12 protein-coding genes are annotated in these 15,805 nt (G+C 72.6%); 11 read left to right on the forward strand and 1 reads right to left on the reverse strand.

The window, feature by feature from the left end:
- Positions 1-814 precede the first annotated feature (814 nt).
- From ABT095_RS17230 to ABT095_RS17260, 7 genes are all read left to right on the forward strand, one after another.
- Positions 815-2,824 (forward strand): amylo-alpha-1,6-glucosidase, encoded by a 2,010-nt coding sequence (locus ABT095_RS17230; protein WP_350530244.1) that lies wholly within the window; start codon positions 815-817, stop codon positions 2,822-2,824.
- A gap of 134 nt (positions 2,825-2,958) precedes the next feature.
- Positions 2,959-3,702: an NUDIX hydrolase gene (locus ABT095_RS17235; RefSeq protein WP_350530245.1), complete on the forward strand. Its 744-nt coding sequence runs from the start codon at positions 2,959-2,961 to the stop codon at positions 3,700-3,702.
- A gap of 313 nt (positions 3,703-4,015) precedes the next feature.
- Positions 4,016-5,299, forward strand: coding sequence for a DUF8746 domain-containing protein (locus ABT095_RS17240; RefSeq protein WP_350530246.1), 1,284 nt, complete (start codon positions 4,016-4,018; stop codon positions 5,297-5,299).
- Between the two features lie 3 nt (positions 5,300-5,302).
- The gene (locus ABT095_RS17245; protein ID WP_350530247.1) at positions 5,303-6,103 is read left to right on the forward strand and encodes a hypothetical protein; all 801 of its coding nucleotides are present in this window, start codon (positions 5,303-5,305) and stop codon (positions 6,101-6,103) included.
- A 197-nt stretch (positions 6,104-6,300) separates the two neighbouring features.
- Positions 6,301-7,173 carry a FadR/GntR family transcriptional regulator gene (locus tag ABT095_RS17250; RefSeq protein ID WP_350530248.1) on the forward strand — a complete coding sequence of 291 codons (873 nt, stop codon included), beginning with the start codon at positions 6,301-6,303 and terminating at the stop codon, positions 7,171-7,173.
- Positions 7,174-7,474: 301 nt separating this feature from the next.
- Positions 7,475-9,094 (forward strand): RNA polymerase sigma factor, encoded by a 1,620-nt coding sequence (locus ABT095_RS17255; protein WP_350530249.1) that lies wholly within the window; start codon positions 7,475-7,477, stop codon positions 9,092-9,094.
- Between the two features lie 188 nt (positions 9,095-9,282).
- A complete protein-coding gene (locus tag ABT095_RS17260; RefSeq protein WP_350530250.1) occupies positions 9,283-10,134 on the forward strand; it encodes a S1 family peptidase in 852 nt (283 codons plus the stop codon).
- A gap of 139 nt (positions 10,135-10,273) precedes the next feature.
- Here the strand turns inward: ABT095_RS17260 and ABT095_RS17265 are convergent, their stop codons facing one another.
- Entirely contained in the window at positions 10,274-10,504 is a 231-nt protein-coding gene (locus tag ABT095_RS17265) for a DUF7455 domain-containing protein (protein WP_350530251.1), read from the reverse strand.
- 539 nt (positions 10,505-11,043) lie between these two features.
- On the opposite strand from ABT095_RS17265, the gene ABT095_RS17270 reads away from it, so the two are divergent.
- The 4 genes from ABT095_RS17270 to ABT095_RS17285 all read left to right on the forward strand — a co-directional run bounded on the left by ABT095_RS17270 (position 11,044) and on the right by ABT095_RS17285 (position 15,695).
- Entirely contained in the window at positions 11,044-13,134 is a 2,091-nt protein-coding gene (locus tag ABT095_RS17270) for a DNA gyrase/topoisomerase IV subunit B (RefSeq protein WP_350530252.1), read from the forward strand.
- 236 nt (positions 13,135-13,370) lie between these two features.
- Positions 13,371-13,859: a DUF1453 domain-containing protein gene (locus ABT095_RS17275; RefSeq protein ID WP_350530253.1), complete on the forward strand. Its 489-nt coding sequence runs from the start codon at positions 13,371-13,373 to the stop codon at positions 13,857-13,859.
- A 16-nt stretch (positions 13,860-13,875) separates the two neighbouring features.
- Positions 13,876-15,033 carry a sensor histidine kinase gene (locus ABT095_RS17280; protein WP_350530314.1) on the forward strand — a complete coding sequence of 386 codons (1,158 nt, stop codon included), beginning with the start codon at positions 13,876-13,878 and terminating at the stop codon, positions 15,031-15,033.
- A complete protein-coding gene (locus ABT095_RS17285; RefSeq protein WP_350530254.1) occupies positions 15,030-15,695 on the forward strand; it encodes a response regulator transcription factor in 666 nt (221 codons plus the stop codon). The genes ABT095_RS17280 and ABT095_RS17285 overlap by 4 nt, the downstream gene beginning before the upstream one ends.
- Positions 15,696-15,805: the final 110 nt, after the last annotated feature.

Below are 15,805 nucleotides of genomic sequence, written 5' to 3' on the forward strand. Positions count from 1 at the left end.
CAGGACCGGAGCCGCCGGGAGCGGCCATCTCGGCACCAGGCTCCTCGGAACCTGGCTCTTCGACACCGGGCTCGGGGGCCCGGGGGCGAGGTCACCGGCTTCGAGTCGGCGACGGCGGGGCAGATCCTGCTCCGGGCCGACGACGGGTTGCGGCAGGTTCCGAGCCGGTCGGTCGGTCAGTCCGACCGCACCACCAACAGCAGCTGTACCAGAACGCGATCGAGCACGCGCTCGGCCGACCGGCCCGGCGCCGGTCGGTCGGCCGAGGGAGGAGAGCCAGGTGTCGGCCATGACGCCACCTCAGACGGAGCCGCAGTCAGCACCACCGACCGCGTCCGTCCCCACCACTCCGTCCGCCTCCGGCGCTCCGGGCCCCCATCCGGTCGCACCGCCGTCGCCGGCCGCCCCACCCGGCGTCGCGCCGACCGCGCAGCTCCGCCCGCACCCCAGCTCCGGCTACCCCGCAGCCGGTCACCCCAGCTCCGGCCGCCCCGGCCCGGGCGAGCCGTACCCGGGCCAGCGGCACCCCGACCTGCCGTACGCCGCGCCTGGCCGACCTCCCGCCGGGTTCGGCCAGGCGCCCGCCGGCCCCGGACACCAGGTCACGGCAGCCGCCTCCCCGGTTGCCCCACCCGCCGCGCACCCGGCCCCGGTGGCGGGCCAACCGGCGCCCGCCCTGGGCCACCAGTCAGTTCCACCCGGCCAGCCAGGCGGCCCGGCCGGTCTGCCGGGCCAGGCGAGACCCTCGGTCCCGGCCCGTCCGCCGCAGCCGATCGCCGCCCACACCGAGATCATCTGTGTCAACGCCCCGGCTATGGCCACGTCCGGTCCGGACGGTCAGCTGCGCGGCCACGGTCTGCACGGCTTCTTCCGAGCCGGAGTCAGGGCACTCGCCAGGATGGAGGTGCGGCTCGGCGGAATCGAGCCGCTGCCCCTCCAGGGGACGCTGACCTCGGCTGCCGAGGCCCGGTTCGTCGGTGCCGTTCGAGTGCCCGGCGATCCGGACCCGGACCCGGCGCTGACCGTCGAGCGGCTCAGGAGCGCCGACGGCGTGGAGACGGTGACCGTCCGCAACACCAGCGGTCGTCCCGCCCGGCTGCCGTTGGAGATCATGCTCGGCACGGATCTCGGCCAGCTCGCCGAGATCGCCGCAGGCCAGCGCACCGCCGACCTCCCCGCACAGGTGCAGTCGGCGGGCCTGCGCTGGGCAGGGCAGCACCACAGCGCCACGGTCTCCGCCCGACCGTCCCCGCACGCCGTCCTGGCCGGTGCCGGTGTCCTGCGGTGGGACTTGGAGGTGCAGCCGGGCGCCCGGTGGTCGGTCGAGCTGCGCACCGAGGTGGAGCCGCTGGCTGCTCCGGCGGTCCGGCCGCCGACCGGCCGTGGCCAGGGAGTCCCGCTGCCGTGGTCCGCTCCGGAGGTGCGCTGCGACGACCCACGGGCCCAGCTCCTGGTCCCGCGCTCGCTCGACGCGCTCGGCAGCCTGCTGCTTGCCGACGCCGACCGTCCGACGGACCTGTACACAGCCTCGGGCGCGCCCTGGCGCTTCGGTCTGACCTCGGCGGATGCGCTCTGGGCGGCCAGGCTCACGCTGCCGCTCGGCACCCGGCTGGCTGCCGGCACGCTCCGCGCGCTTGCGCGCCGTCAGTACCCCGGGGGCGCACGCCCCGAGGGCGTGATTCCCGGTGCGCTTCGCCACGCCGGCCCGGAACTGCCACCCTCCTGCACCGCCACCGAGGCGACGTTGCTCTTCGTCACGGTGCTGGCCGAGGCCTGGCGCTGGGGCATGCCCACCCAGGAGGTCGCGGAACTGCTTCCGGCGGCGGAGCGGGCGCTCGGCGCCCTCCGGGCCAACCTCAGCAGCGAGGCCGCCGACAGCCGGGCCGAGCACGGGAGCGACACGGAACCGGGCGAGCCGCCAGCGGTCGAGGGGCCGGTCGGCTTCGTCACCGACCTGGGCCGGACGGCCGAGGAGCGGGCGGCACGTCCGGTGCCCGCCAGGTGCGAGGTGCAGGCACAGGCGCACCGCGCCGCGCTGCACGGCGCCGAACTGTTGGAGGCCTTCGGCCGCCCCGGCGCCGAAGGGTGGCGCAGCTGGGCCGCGGGTCTGCGTGAGCGGTTCCGCGAGCAGTTCTGGATCGACGACCTGTCAGGCGGCCGTCCGGCCGCGGCCCTGCTCGCCCCCGGGCGCCTGCTGCCTGCCCTGGCCACCTCCTCCGTCCACCTGCTCGATCTCGGGCTGGCTGCCGACGGTGCGGACCACGAGGGTCTGTTGGACCGGGAGCAGACCAGGGCGTTGGCCCAGCGGCTGGTCAACCCGGAGTTCGACTGTGGTTGGGGGCTGCGCACCTTGAGCGCCAAGTCCCCGCGGTTCAACCCGCTGGGGCACCGCAGCGGTGCGGTCCGGGTCCACGAGACGGTGCTGGCGGTCGCGGGGCTGTCCGGCGCGGGCTTCGAGCGCGAGGCGGGGGAGCTGCTCACCGGGCTGCTCGACGCTTCCGAGTACTTCGAGGGACGTCTGCCGGAGATGTACGCGGGGGAGCAGCGTGTCCCGGGCTGCCCGCCGGTGCCGCACCCGGCCGCCTGCCGCCCGGCCGCCGTCTCCTCGGCGGCGGCGGTCCACCTGGTGACCGCCCTCGCGGGAGTCAGGCCGGACGTCCCAGCCGGGCGGGTGGCAGTCCGCCCAGCCAGCACCGCCCCGCTCGGCGCGCTGGAGCTGACCGGACTCCGCGTGGCGGGCGAGCCGTTCTCGGTCCGGGTCAGCCGGATCGGAGTCGCAGTGGTGGAGGAGGCGTCATCCTCACTCATGCTCGGCACGCACTGACCCCGGGCACACGCCAGCCCCGCCAGCCCCGCCAGCCCCGCCAGCCCCGCCGGCCTGGGCGGCGTCGAGCCGGTACGGCCCGGGTCTGTCCGTACCCTGTGCTTATCGTCAGAGAGACGACTATGATCGTCCCCATGTCCCGTTATGACCCGTCGGCCTTCCCCCCGTTCGCCGTGACAGTCGACCTGGTGGTGCTGACGGTCAGGGAGCATGCGTTGTGCGCCTTGCTGGTGCGCCGTGGCGAGCCCCCGTTCCAGGGGTATTGGGCACTGCCCGGCGGCTTCGTGCGCCCTGACGAGGGGCTGGCCGAGGCCGCCTCGCGAGAGCTCGCGGAGGAGACCGGCCTGCGGGCGTACTCCACGGCGGGCCAGAGCTCGGTCGGTGCGCACCTGGAGCAGCTCGCCACCTACGGCCACCCCCAGCGGGACCCGCGCATGCGAGTGGTGAGCGTGGCCCACCTGGCGCTCGCGCCCGACCTGCCGACCCCGCGCCCCGGCGGCGACGCGAGCAGCGCCCGCTGGGCACCGGCGGGGGAGCTGATCGGCCAGAGCCCGGCCGACGGCGTACCTCTCGCGTTCGACCACGGGAAGATCCTGGCCGACGGGGTCGAGCGGGCCCGCTCGAAGATCGAGTACTCCTCGCTGGCCACCGCCTTCTGCCCGCCGGAGTTCACCGTCGGCGAGCTGCGACAGGTGTACGAGGCGGTCTGGGGCGTCGCCCTCGACCCTCGGAACTTCCACCGCAAGGTCACCGGTACCCCCGGCTTCCTGGTCCCGACCGGGGGCACGACGACCCGTCAGGGTGGCCGCCCGGCCCAGCTCTTCAAGGCGGGCGGCGCCACCGTGCTCAACCCGCCCATGCTCCGCCCCGAATCCTGACTCGCGCGGCCCACCCGCCCGTACCTGCCGCCCCGCCCATGCCCACCTCCACCCCCACCCGTGCCCACCCCCACCCGCGGACGTTCGCACCGCGGATGTCCCCACCCGCGGACGTTCCCACTGCGGCCGTCCGTCCAGTCGGCGACGCCCAGAACTGTCGCCTGATCGAGTGAGCTGGGCGGTCAAAGAGCCGACGAGCCATCCGGAATGCCCGAATTCTCCACCTCCGCGTCCTAATGTGCTGGCGCGGGCACACGGACACCGTCCCGTGTCTCGCGGGCCCTGTAGGCCGAGGACGTGGGAGCAGGCAGCGATGATCCAGAGCACCGGACTGACCAAGGTCTACCGCCGAGGCCGGCCACCCGCCCTGCTCGACCTGAGCTTCGACACCCGCCCCGGGATGGTCACCGCACTGCTGGGTGCGGAGGAGGCGGGTAAGACCACCGCGCTGCGGCTGATGGTCGAGCTGGAGCGCGGCCAGGGAATCACCCTGTTCGGCGGGCAGACCTACCGTCGGCTGCGTCGCCCTGAGCGGGAGGTCGGCGTCTTGCTGGCCGGTGGTCACCCGCTGGTCGGGCACCCCGGCCGTCGGGCCCGGGGCCATCTGCGGATGCTGGCCGGCGCGGTCGGCGTCCCGGGCCGCCGGGCCGACGAGTTGCTGGAGCAGACCAGGCTCGCGGGCGTCGCCGAGCACCGCCTCCGCTCCTTCTCGCCGGGGATGCACCGCCGCCTGGCTCTGGCCACCGCCTTGCTGGGCGACCCGCACACCCTCCTGCTCGACTGCCCCACCGAGGACCTCTCGCCGCGCAACGTCGAGTGGTTCCACTCCTTCCTGCGCTCCTACTCGGTCTCCGGCGGCACCGTCCTGGTCACCACCCGCACTCCCCAGGAGGCGGCTCTGCTCGCGGATCGGGTGATCACGCTCGACCACGGGCGGCTGCTCGCAGACCAGCCGGTGTCGGAGTTCCGGCGCACCCGCCTCCACCCCGAGGTGGTGGTCCGGGGCCCGCAGATGGCCCGGCTCGCCGACCTGCTCACCGAGCAGGGGGCGCAGGTCCGGCGGGACAGTGGCGTGGGTATCGCCGTGAGCGGTGCGGGCCGCACCGAGATCGGTGAACTCGCCTACCGCCACGGCATCCTGCTCCACGAGCTGGCCGACCGGGTGGTCGAGCAACCCCTGACCCGACCGCCCCGCCCCACGCTCCCGGGCGGCTCCGGCCGATCCGGCCACGTCCAGCTGCACCCTCAGCCGAACCCCGGGTCCGAACCCCGGCCCGCACCGGTCCCCGACCTCGCGCAGGCGCCCGAGCCCCAGTCGGCCGCCTCTGCTGACACCCTTGGCGCCGCCCCCGCAGTCGCCAAAGCAGCCGCCCACGCGGCCACTTCCACAGCCACCCACGCGGCCACGCCTACAGCCACGCCCGCGGCCGAGACCCTGGTCCTCCCCCGGGTGGCCCCGCCCCTCACCGGGGCCCCACCGGTCCATCCGCCCGCCCAGGCCTCCGCCGTCCTGGGCGCCCCCACCGTGCTGCCCGCTCCCGCCGTGCTGCCCGCCCCCACCGTCCTGCCCATCCCCACCGACCCCCGGAGCGAGTGACCCGTGCGCGTACTGGCCTACGAGGTGCGCCGGCTGCGCGGCCTCCGCTCCACTTGGTTCCTGCTCGGCGCGGTCCTGCTGGCGGACGCCGTCGTCACCGCCCTGCTGGCCCGTCAGCTCCCTGCCGGGGAGCTCGGCGCGGCCGCCGCCGTCCGGACCGTCACCGCCGTCGTGCCGCTGCTCCCGCTGCCGATCGCCGCGCTCGGCGCGGGCGCGCTGGGCGCGCTCTCGTACGGGCACGAGGTCCGCCACCCGGGCCTGCCCGCCTCGCGGGTCTCGTACCGCCGACGGCTCGCGCTGCTCACGGGGAAGCTGGCGGTGACCGGGGTGGTCGCAGCGCTGCTCGCGGCCGTGACCGTCGCGGTGGACGCGCCGGTGCTCCGGCTGGCGCTGGCGCCGGGGGCGCACGCCCACCGGGTGTTCAGTGCCGCGGCCGTCCACCCGGACCACTTCGGCCGGGCCGGCTCGGTGCTGCAGCCGCTGCTGGTCTTCCTCGGCGTGGTGGTGTTCGCCGGGTGGGTCGGTCTGCTGCTCACCTCGCTGGTGCGCAGCGCGGCCGCCGGCCTGCTGATCCTCTGCGCGCTCCCGGTGCTGGCCGAGCCGGCCACCACGCTGGCGTTGCGTCAGTTCGGTTCCGGTGGCTGGCCGGAGCAGCTGCGGGAGGTGCTGCCGGTCGGCCTCCCGTACGACCTGGAGCGCCTGCCGAGCGGGAACGGCCCGTTGGTGCTGGGCGTGCTGCTGGCGCCTCCGGTCGTACTGCTGGCCGGGTGCCTGTTGCTCCAGGCCCGCCGCCGGGCGCTGTGAGCAGCGGTCCGGACCAGATCGCAACCACCTACCTCCAGGCCATCGGTGACTGCCTGTCATGAAGATCGCCACAATCTGCCCGAAATGTCCCGTTCTTGCTGATAAGAGGTCAATTATCCAGTCACGGGCGATCACCCTTTCGTGTGCTTTTCACGAGAATTCTCAAGGCGCGGCCGCCTATCGCCGACAAAGGAGCTGTGAGTACCCTTGCGCACCCCACCATGACCACCGCCCGCTCCGCCGACGCCGTCGGTGCCGCGGAGCTGGACCGCTTCTCCTACGCCGACCGGCCCGTGCCGCCCGCTCCCCGCTGGGAGGGCGCCGAGGCCGACCTTTCGCGGGTCGGCCGCAAGACCACCAGCAGCCGAGGCCGAGGCCTGCACGGCCAGCTGGTCCAGCAGCTCGGCCAGATGATCGTCTCGGGGGACTTGGGCGCCGACCGCCCGCTCGTCCCCGAGGAGATCGGCCAGCGCTTCGAGGTCTCCCGGACGGTCGTCCGCGAGTCGCTGCGCGTGCTGGAGGCCAAGGGCCTGGTCAGTGCCCGGCCGAACGTCGGCACCCGGGTCCGTCCGGTCGCCGACTGGAACCTGCTGGACCCCGACATCATCGAGTGGCGCGCCTTCGGCCCGGCCCGGGACGAGCAGCGTCGCGAGCTCTTCGAGCTGCGCTGGGCGATCGAGCCGCTGGCCGCCCGGTTGGCCGCCGGCCACGGCCGGGAGGATGTCCAGCAGCGGCTGGTCGAGCTGACCGAGATCATGGCCCACGCCGGGGCCCAGGGCGACCTCGCCAGCTACGGCCGCGCCGACACCGAGCTGCACGCGCTCGTTCTCCAGATGGCGGGCAACCGGATGCTGGAGCACCTCTCGGGGATCATCTCCTGCGCGCTGCACGTCTCCGGCGGGCACTCGGCCTCCTGCGAGCGCCCTTCGGACGCCTCGGTCAGCCTGCACGCCCGGCTGGTCGACGCGCTCGGCACCGGGGACGGCACCGCCGCCGAGGCGGCCGTCCGGGCGCTGCTCACCGTCCACCCCGAGGTCGAGCACGCCGTCCCGGCCCCCCGCGAGCACTGACTGCCGGCCTCCCGGACGACCCGTGGCGCCGGTGTGACCGGCGCCACGAAGGCCATGCGTAACACTTGAGGGGTAGCAGCGATGTGTACGGAGCGGAAGCAGCTCCGGGAATACCGTCACAGCGCCTCAACGCTGTGTTGGTCCGCGGCGCTGCTGCCGTTCCGCAAGCAAGTCCTCAAGCAAACCCAGTCTCAAGCCCGAGCCGGTCGGAATCGACAGCGCGTGCGTGTCTGCGCGTGATCCTTCCCCGCCCTCTCGGGCGGCCCGGTACGGGTTCGAGTCCCACTCTTCGTCCGAGAGGTTGTTCGTGTCGGCCAGCACATCCCGTTCGCTCCCCCCCGAGATCGCCGAGTCCGCAGCTCTGCTCGCGCTCATCGAGCGGGGCAAGGCCCAGGGGCAGATCGCCGGTGACGACGTGCGTCAGGCCTTCGAGGCGGACCAGATCCCGGTCACCAAGTGGAAGAACGTCATGCGCAGCCTCAATCAGGTGCTGATTGAGGAGGGGGTTGACCTCATGGTGAGCGCGGCCGAGCCCGCGGGTGCCAAGCGCAAGAGCGTTGCCGCCAAGAGCACCACCAAGCGCACCGCGACGAAGGCTGCGGTCACCCGCACGCCTGCCGCGCCGACCAAGCCCCCGGTGCGGATCGCCCCGGCCGCCAGCGTCGCCGCCCCGTCCGTGACGGCCGCGGCCGTCGAGGTGACGGTCGTGGACAGCATCGAGATGGCCGAGGCCCGCACGGCTGCCGCGGCTGCCAAGAAGGCTGCCGCCCCCGCCAAGAAGGCCGTGGCGAAGAAGGCCGCGGCCCCCGCCAAGAAGGCCGTGGCGAAGAAGACCGCCGCCAAGGCCAAGGGCGAGGACGAGATCGGCGAGGAGGAGCTCCTCGAGGACGTGGCGCTGCCCGGCGACAAGGCCGAGGGTGCCGACACGCCGGAGGAGGAGTCGGACCAGGGCTTCGTGCTCTCCGACGACGACGAGGACGACGCGCCGGCCCAGCAGGTCGCCGTCGCGGGTGCCACCGCCGACCCGGTCAAGGACTACCTCAAGCAGATCGGCAAGGTCCCGCTGCTCAACGCCGAGCAGGAGGTCGAGCTCGCCAAGCGCATCGAGGCCGGCCTGTTCGCCGAGGACAAGCTCAGTGCCGCCGACAAGCTCGCTCCCAAGCTCAAGCGCGAGCTGGAGATCATCGCCGAGGACGGCCGCCGCGCCAAGAACCACCTGCTGGAGGCCAACCTCCGTCTCGTGGTCTCGCTGGCCAAGCGCTACACCGGCCGCGGCATGCTCTTCCTGGACCTGATCCAGGAGGGCAACCTCGGTCTGATCCGCGCGGTCGAGAAGTTCGACTACACCAAGGGCTACAAGTTCTCCACGTACGCCACCTGGTGGATCCGTCAGGCGATCACCCGCGCCATGGCCGACCAGGCCCGCACCATCCGTATCCCGGTGCACATGGTCGAGGTCATCAACAAGCTGGCCCGCGTCCAGCGCCAGATGCTCCAGGACCTGGGCCGCGAGCCCACCCCGGAGGAGCTGGCCAAGGAGCTCGACATGACCCCCGAGAAGGTCATCGAGGTCCAGAAGTACGGCCGCGAGCCGATCTCGCTGCACACCCCGCTCGGCGAGGACGGCGACAGCGAGTTCGGTGACCTGATCGAGGACTCCGAGGCGGTCGTCCCGGCCGACGCGGTCTCCTTCACCCTGCTCCAGGAGCAGCTGCACTCGGTGCTCGACACCCTCTCCGAGCGTGAGGCGGGCGTCGTCTCGATGCGCTTCGGTCTGACCGACGGTCAGCCGAAGACGCTGGACGAGATCGGCAAGGTCTACGGCGTGACGCGTGAGCGCATCCGCCAGATCGAGTCGAAGACCATGTCCAAGCTGCGTCACCCGTCGCGCTCCCAGGTGCTGCGCGACTACCTGGACTGATCCCGCCCCAAGGCGAACCGAAGGGGCCCGGAGTGCTGCACAGCACTCCGGGCCCCTTCGCGTGCCGGATGCACGGCGCCCGCCCGTCGCTCGTCCGGGTGGCGTCGGCCCCGCTGACGTCGCTTCAGGTGATCGGCCGACTACGCTGGGTCGGTTCCCTGTCGTCGAACCCCAGCTTGGAGAGACCGGTGCAGCCCACCCCGGAAGTCACGTCCCGTCGACGCCGTCGGACGGTGGCGGTGGCACTGCTCGCCGCGCTGCCGGCCCCGCTGATCACGCTCGGCGCGGCCGCCCCGGCGCAGGCCCAGCGGCGGATCGTCGGCGGCCACCCGGCGGCGCTGTCCGGCCATCCGTGGGCGGTGGCGATCGCGAGCCGGCAGCAGTTCGGCTCGGCCCGGTCCGGCCAGTTCTGCGGCGGCACCCTGGTCTCGCCGACCAAGGTGGTGACGGCCGCGCACTGCTTCTACGACGAGAACGGCCGGCCGACCAGCCGGCCGGGCCTGCGGGTGATCGTCGGGCGGGAGGACCTGACCCGCGCGGACGGGCGCGAGGTGACCGTCCGGTCGATCTGGGTGCACCCCCGGTACTCTTTCGCCAGCAACATGCAGGATGTGGCCGTGCTCACGCTCGGCCAGCCGCAGGCCGACGTGCCAGCTCTAGAGCTGGTCGGCCAGGGCGAGACGCAGCCGTACGCGGAAGGCACCTCGGCCGAGGTCTACGGCTGGGGGGACACCAGGGGCGACGGCAGCTACTCGCCGGTGCTGCGCGAGGTGGAGGTGCCGATCGTGCCGGACGGCGCCTGCGCGGCGGCGTACCCCGGCGGGGCTGCGAACGGTGGTTTCGACGCGCAGGGCATGGTCTGCGCAGGGGAGCAGCAAGGCGGCCGGGATGCCTGCCAGGGCGACAGCGGCGGCCCGCTGGTGGTGGCCGGGCGGCTGGTGGGGGTGGTCTCCTGGGGTACGGGCTGTGCCGAGGCGGCCCACCCGGGCGTCTACACCCGGCTGTCGGCCGTGGCGGACGCGGTGCGCGGCCAGCTCTGACGCGATGTCAACCCTGCGTGTCCGTCCATGTGCGGTGAGTTGCCGCCGATGGCATGACGAAGCCGGGTGGCGGGCCCTTTTGGGGCTGCCACCCGGCTCGACGCCTGGCGCGACTCAGCTCGCCGAGCGAGCCACGAGGTCAGCGCTCGTCGTCGGGAGTGCTGTTGGCGACCGTCGTGAGGCGGCCACTCTCGTCCTGTATCTCGACGGCGATCTTCTTGAGTTCAGGCTCGAACTTCCGCCCGTGGTGGGCGCAGAAGAGCAGCTCTCCGCCGCTCGCGAGTACGACGCGCAGGTAAGCCTGGGCGCCGCAGCGGTCGCAGCGGTCAGCCGCGGTCAGCGGGCTCGCAGGTGTCAGAACAGTAGTCACGTCGCCTCTTCTCTAGCTCGACGAGCTGTCGTACCAGGGTCAACATCCAACCAGGCCGAAAACGTTCCCGCTCGTGGCTTTTCTTCTCTGAGGATTCTGCTGTGTTGTTGCTGAGGACGTGCCCAGGGCGCCGGTGGTTCATGCGTACCGATTCCATGAGCGCATCCACGTCCTCGAACGCCCGATCGAGGCGGTGTCCGAAGTCCGCGTAGCATAATCCTCCGCTGGGTTGGAGCATAAGCCCCCCCAGTGGCCCCGGTAGCCTGCATATCGGCAGTTCCGCCGCCTGCGCCGCGCGCTACGATCCGCCAGGACCCGTGGCGGGAGGTGGAGATGGAGCTCCGGGGCCGCCGCGACCGGCGTCGGTCTTGTTCGCGCAGCGCGTACAAGTCGCACGGGGTCGAACCACCGCTGTCTCAGGCATCGGGAACACTGCGGGTGTCGAACACACTGACTGCAACACTGATCGAAGGGCGGTCCAGGACGATGGGATTGCGCACCGTGCGCGCGGCGGCGACCGGGAGCGGCGAGGTGGGCCGATGAGCGCGCAGGCCCGGATCGTCGACGACGGGTCCAACTACACCGCCCGGCACCTGCTCGTCCTGGAGGGCCTGGAGGCCGTCCGCAAGCGCCCCGGCATGTACATCGGTTCGACCGACAGCCGTGGTCTGATGCACTGCCTCTGGGAGATCATCGACAACGCGGTGGACGAGGCCCTGGGCGGCTTCTGCGACCGGATCGAGGTCGTGCTCCACGACGACGCCTCCGTCGAGGTGCGGGACAACGGCCGCGGCATCCCGGTCGACGTGGAGCCCAAGACCGGCCTGTCCGGCGTCGAGGTCGTGATGACCAAGCTGCACGCGGGCGGCAAGTTCGGTGGTGGCTCCTACGCCGCCTCCGGCGGTCTGCACGGCGTCGGCGCCTCCGTGGTGAACGCGCTCTCGGCCCGCCTCGACGTCGAGGTCGACCGCGGCGGCTCCACCCACGCGATCAGCTTCCGCCGGGGCACCCCCGGCATCTTCACCGAGCTCAGCCCGGACGCCCCCTTCGAGCCGGCCAACGGCATGGCCAAGCGGAAGGGCCCCCGCGGCCGCACCGGTACCCGGATCCGCTACTGGGCCGACCGGCAGATCTTCCTCAAGGAGGCCAAGCTCTCGCTGGACGGGCTGCACGCCCGCGCCCGGCAGACGGCCTTCCTGGTGCCCGGCCTCACCATCGTCGTCCGTGACGAGCGGCTGACGGAGAGCGAGAAGATCGAGGAGGAGACCTTCCGCTTCGACGGCGGCATCAGCGAGTTCTGCGAGTTCCTGTCGCCCGACAAGGGCGTCTCGGACGTGCTGCGACTCCAGGGCGAGGGCACGTTCAAGGAGACGGTGCCGGTCCTGGACGAGTTCGGCCACATGACCCCCACCGAGGTCTCCCGCGAGCTCGGGGTGGACATCGCCCTGCGCTGGGGCGCCGGCTACGACACCACGCTGCGCTCCTTCGTCAACATCATCGCCACCCCCAAGGGCGGCACCCACGTCACCGGCTTCGAGCGCTCGCTGGCCAAGACGGTCAACGAGGCGCTGCGGGCCACCAAGGTGCTGCGGGTCGCCGAGGACGACGTCACCAAGGACGACGCCACCGAGGGTCTCACCGCCGTGGTGACGGTCCGGCTCGCCGAGCCGCAGTTCGAGGGGCAGACCAAGGAGGTGCTCGGTACCTCGGCGGCCAACCGGATCGTCGCGGCCGTGGTGGCCAAGGAGCTCAAGGCCTTCCTGGCCTCCACCAAGAAGGACGAGAAGCTCCAGGCCCGCGCCGTCCTGGAGAAGATCGCCGCCGCCGCCCGCACCCGGGTCGCGGCCCGGCAGCACAAGGAGGCCCAGCGCCGGAAGACGGCTCTGGAGACCTCCTCGCTGCCCGCCAAGCTGGCCGACTGCCGCAGCGACGACGTCGAGCGCAGCGAGCTGTTCATCGTCGAGGGCGACTCCGCGCTCGGCACCGCCAAGCTGGCCCGCAACTCCGAGTTCCAGGCCCTGCTGCCGATCCGCGGCAAGATCCTGAACGTGCAGAAGGCCTCCGTGGCCGACATGCTCAAGAACGCCGAGTGCGCCTCGATCATCCAGGTCATAGGAGCCGGTTCGGGCCGTACCTTCGACATCGACCAGGCCCGCTACGGCCGGGTCATCTTCATGGCCGACGCCGATGTCGACGGCTCGCACATCCGCACCCTGCTGCTCACGCTCTTCCACCGGTACATGCGCCCGATGGTCGAGCAGGGCCGGGTCTTCGCCGCCGTGCCGCCGCTGCACCGGATCGAGCTGACCAATCCCAAGCGCGGGCAGGAGAAGTACCACTACACCTACTCCGACTCCGAGCTGCGCTCCACGATGCTGGAATTCCAGCGCAAGGGCCTGCGCTGGAAGGAGCCGGTGCAGCGGTACAAGGGCCTCGGCGAGATGGACGCCGACCAGCTGGCCGAGACCACCATGGACCCGCGCCACCGCACCCTGCGCCGGATCAACCTGGGCGACCTCGACCTGGCGGAGAAGACCTTCGACCTCCTGATGGGCAACGACGTCGCCCCGCGCAAGGAGTTCATCGTCGACTCGGCGGCGACGCTGGACCGTTCACGCATCGACGCCTGAGCGCGGACGCCTGAGCGCGAAGGCTTGAGCGCGAAGGCCTGAACGCGAAGGCCTGAACGCGAACGCCTGAGTACGAACGCCTGAGCTCGAACGGCCGAGCCCGGTCGGACCAGGGCCCTCCACCCCAGGGTGGAGGGCCCTCTCCATGCCGGTTCAACCCTGGCTCCGATCCCCGCCAGGCCGGCTCTCCGTAGCTTTGAGGAGGTCAGCACACCCCTCGCGGTACGGAGCCCACCATGAGCGCCGGTTTCAACGTCCTGATCGTCCTCGCGGTGACGATCCTGGTGATCGCCCGTCAGTTCCGCGCCCGGCAGCTGGATTCCGAGAAGCGGGTCTGGCTCATCCCCCTGATCCTTGCGGTGCTCTCGCTCCGCGATCCGGCCCTGGTGGACCCTCACCATCAGGTGGCCGCCATCTGCCTGATAGCCGTCGGGATGGCGGTCGAGATAGCCCTCGGTTCGGTCTGGGGCTGGACGTCCCGGCTCTGGCGGGAGAGCGACGGAAGTGTCTGGGTCAAGGGCACCCCCGCCGCGCTGGCGGCCTGGCTCGGCATGATGGTGGTGCGAGGCGGGCTGTACGGGACAGGTGCGGCCCTCGGCGTCCGGCAGGGCACGAGTGATCTGCTGCTCGCCCTCGCAGCCCTGCTGCTGGTCCGGGGGCTCGTGCTGCGGTGGCGGGCCGAGCGGCTGGTCGCGTCGTACCGTGTCCCTACCCTGACCGAGTGAGAGGGCCGCCGTGCGGATGCAGACCTCCTGGGCCGACTGGCCGCCGCGGGCCGGGCTGACCAAGGAGCGGGAGAGCCAGCCGCGCCGGCTGCTCTCCGTGCTGACCAGGCTGGTGCTGCTCGTGGTGGTGCTCTGGGGCACCTATGCGCCAGGGCGGTTCACCGGCTGGGCAGCGGTCTGGATCGGGGCCGGGATCGTGCTGGCCGGGCTGCTGCTCACCGCGTACTTCCACACCACCCTGGTCCACCGCCTGGCGGCGGCGGTGAGCCTGGGGGCGGCGCTGCTCGGCCTTGGCTGGATCGCCAACACGACACAGGCCTACCTGCTGGCCGACCTGCTCTGGTGCACCCTGGCCGTCACGGCCCTGGTGCGGCTGCCGCTGGTGGCCGGCGCACCGCTCGCAGCGGTTGCGCTGATCTCCTACGCGGCGGTCAGCTGGGAGAGCTGGCTGAGCATCATCGCGACGGTCGGCGGGCTCTCCCTCCTCGGGTACCTGCTCCGGCTGGATGCCGAGGCGACCGGGGCGGCGCACCAACTGCTCCAGCAGGAGCGGGCGGCCCGGGCCGCCGAGGCGGAGGCGGCAGCGCTGGCCGAGCGGGCCCGGATCGCCCGGGAGATACACGATGTGCTGGCGCACAGCCTCTCGGCCCAGCTGGTGCACCTGGAGGCGGCCCGTCTGATGCTGGACGCCGGGGCGGAGCGGGAGCGGATCCGGGAGCGGGTGGTGGCCGCCCGGCGGATGGCGCAGGACGGTCTGGCCGAGACCCGCCAGGCGCTCTCGGCGCTGCGTGGCGAGTTCGCGCCGGTCGGGGAGTTCCTGGTGGAGCTGACGCACCGTGAGGGAGCGGAGCTGGTGGTCGAGGGAGTCGCCCGTCCACTGCCGGCCGAGACCGGTCTGGCGGTGAGCCGTACGGCGCAGGAGGCACTGACCAACGTGCGCAAGCACGCGGCCGGCGCGCGGGTCACGGTGCGGCTCGCGTACCTGGAGGAGGAGGTGGAGCTGGAGGTGCGCAACACCCGCGCGCCGCGTGGCGGAGCGGCCCCCGGGCTCGCCGACGCGGGCAGCGGGTACGGTCTGCTGGGGATGCGCGAGCGAGCCGAACTGCTCGGCGGTGAACTGCTCGCGGGCCCGGACGAAGGAGGATGGCGCGTGCTGCTGCGGGTGCCGGCATGACCGATCGGCCGACCAGGGTGCTGGTCGCGGACGACCAGACGGTGGTCCGCGAGGGCATCGTGATGCTGCTGGGGCTGCTCCCCGGGATCGAGGTGGTGGGTGCGGCCTCCGACGGCGAGGAGGCCGTCCGGCTGGTCGAGCGGCACCAGCCGGACGTGGTCCTGATGGACCTTCGGATGCCCCGTTGTGACGGCGTGGAGGCGACCAGGCGCATCCGCGCCGAGCACCCCGGCACCGAGGTGGTGGTGCTCACCACCTACGCCGACGACGACTCGCTCTTCCCCGCCCTGCAGGCCGGCGCGCGCGGCTACCTCACCAAGGACGCGGGCGGCGAGGAGATCGCCCGGGCCATCGCCGACGTCCGCTCGGGCGCGGCCGGCCTCTCCCCGCAGGTCCAGCGGCGGCTGCTGGAGCGGCTCTCGGCCACCCCGGCCGGGCCGGTCGAGCTGCCGGACGGTCTGACCGCCCGGGAGGCCGAGGTGCTCGCGCTGATCGCCGAGGGCCTGTCCAACACCGAGATCGCCCAGCGGCTCTTCGTGAGCCAGGCCACGGTGAAGACGCACATCAACAACCTCTTCGCCAAGACAGCCGTGCGCGACCGGGCCCAGGCCGTGGCCTACGCCTACCGGCACGGGATCGGTTCGCCCTCCGGCCCCCGATAGTCCGCCGGGGGAGTCCGCTGGCCGACTATCGGGGGCCGGGAATCCTACCCCTCGACTGACGCCTCGTCACCTGATTGGCCCTCACCTGTTCGAGTGATGCAGGGGCCGCT

Source organism: Kitasatospora sp. NPDC002227, from assembly GCF_040296285.1.
Lineage (GTDB): Bacteria > Actinomycetota > Actinomycetes > Streptomycetales > Streptomycetaceae > Kitasatospora.

Bases quoted from the DNA above. Each gene is read 5' to 3' on its own strand.
- ABT095_RS17230 (WP_350530244.1), top strand. From the start codon at position 815: ATGGCCACGTCCGGTCCGGACGGTCAGCTGCGCGGCCACGGTCTGCAC.
- ABT095_RS17235 (WP_350530245.1), top strand. From the start codon at position 2,959: ATGTCCCGTTATGACCCGTCGGCCTTCCCCCCGTTCGCCGTGACAGTC.
- ABT095_RS17240 (WP_350530246.1), top strand. From the start codon at position 4,016: ATGATCCAGAGCACCGGACTGACCAAGGTCTACCGCCGAGGCCGGCCA.
- ABT095_RS17270 (WP_350530252.1), top strand. From the start codon at position 11,044: ATGAGCGCGCAGGCCCGGATCGTCGACGACGGGTCCAACTACACCGCC.
- ABT095_RS17275 (WP_350530253.1), top strand. From the start codon at position 13,371: ATGAGCGCCGGTTTCAACGTCCTGATCGTCCTCGCGGTGACGATCCTG.
- ABT095_RS17280 (WP_350530314.1), top strand. From the start codon at position 13,876: ATGCAGACCTCCTGGGCCGACTGGCCGCCGCGGGCCGGGCTGACCAAG.
- ABT095_RS17285 (WP_350530254.1), top strand. From the start codon at position 15,030: ATGACCGATCGGCCGACCAGGGTGCTGGTCGCGGACGACCAGACGGTG.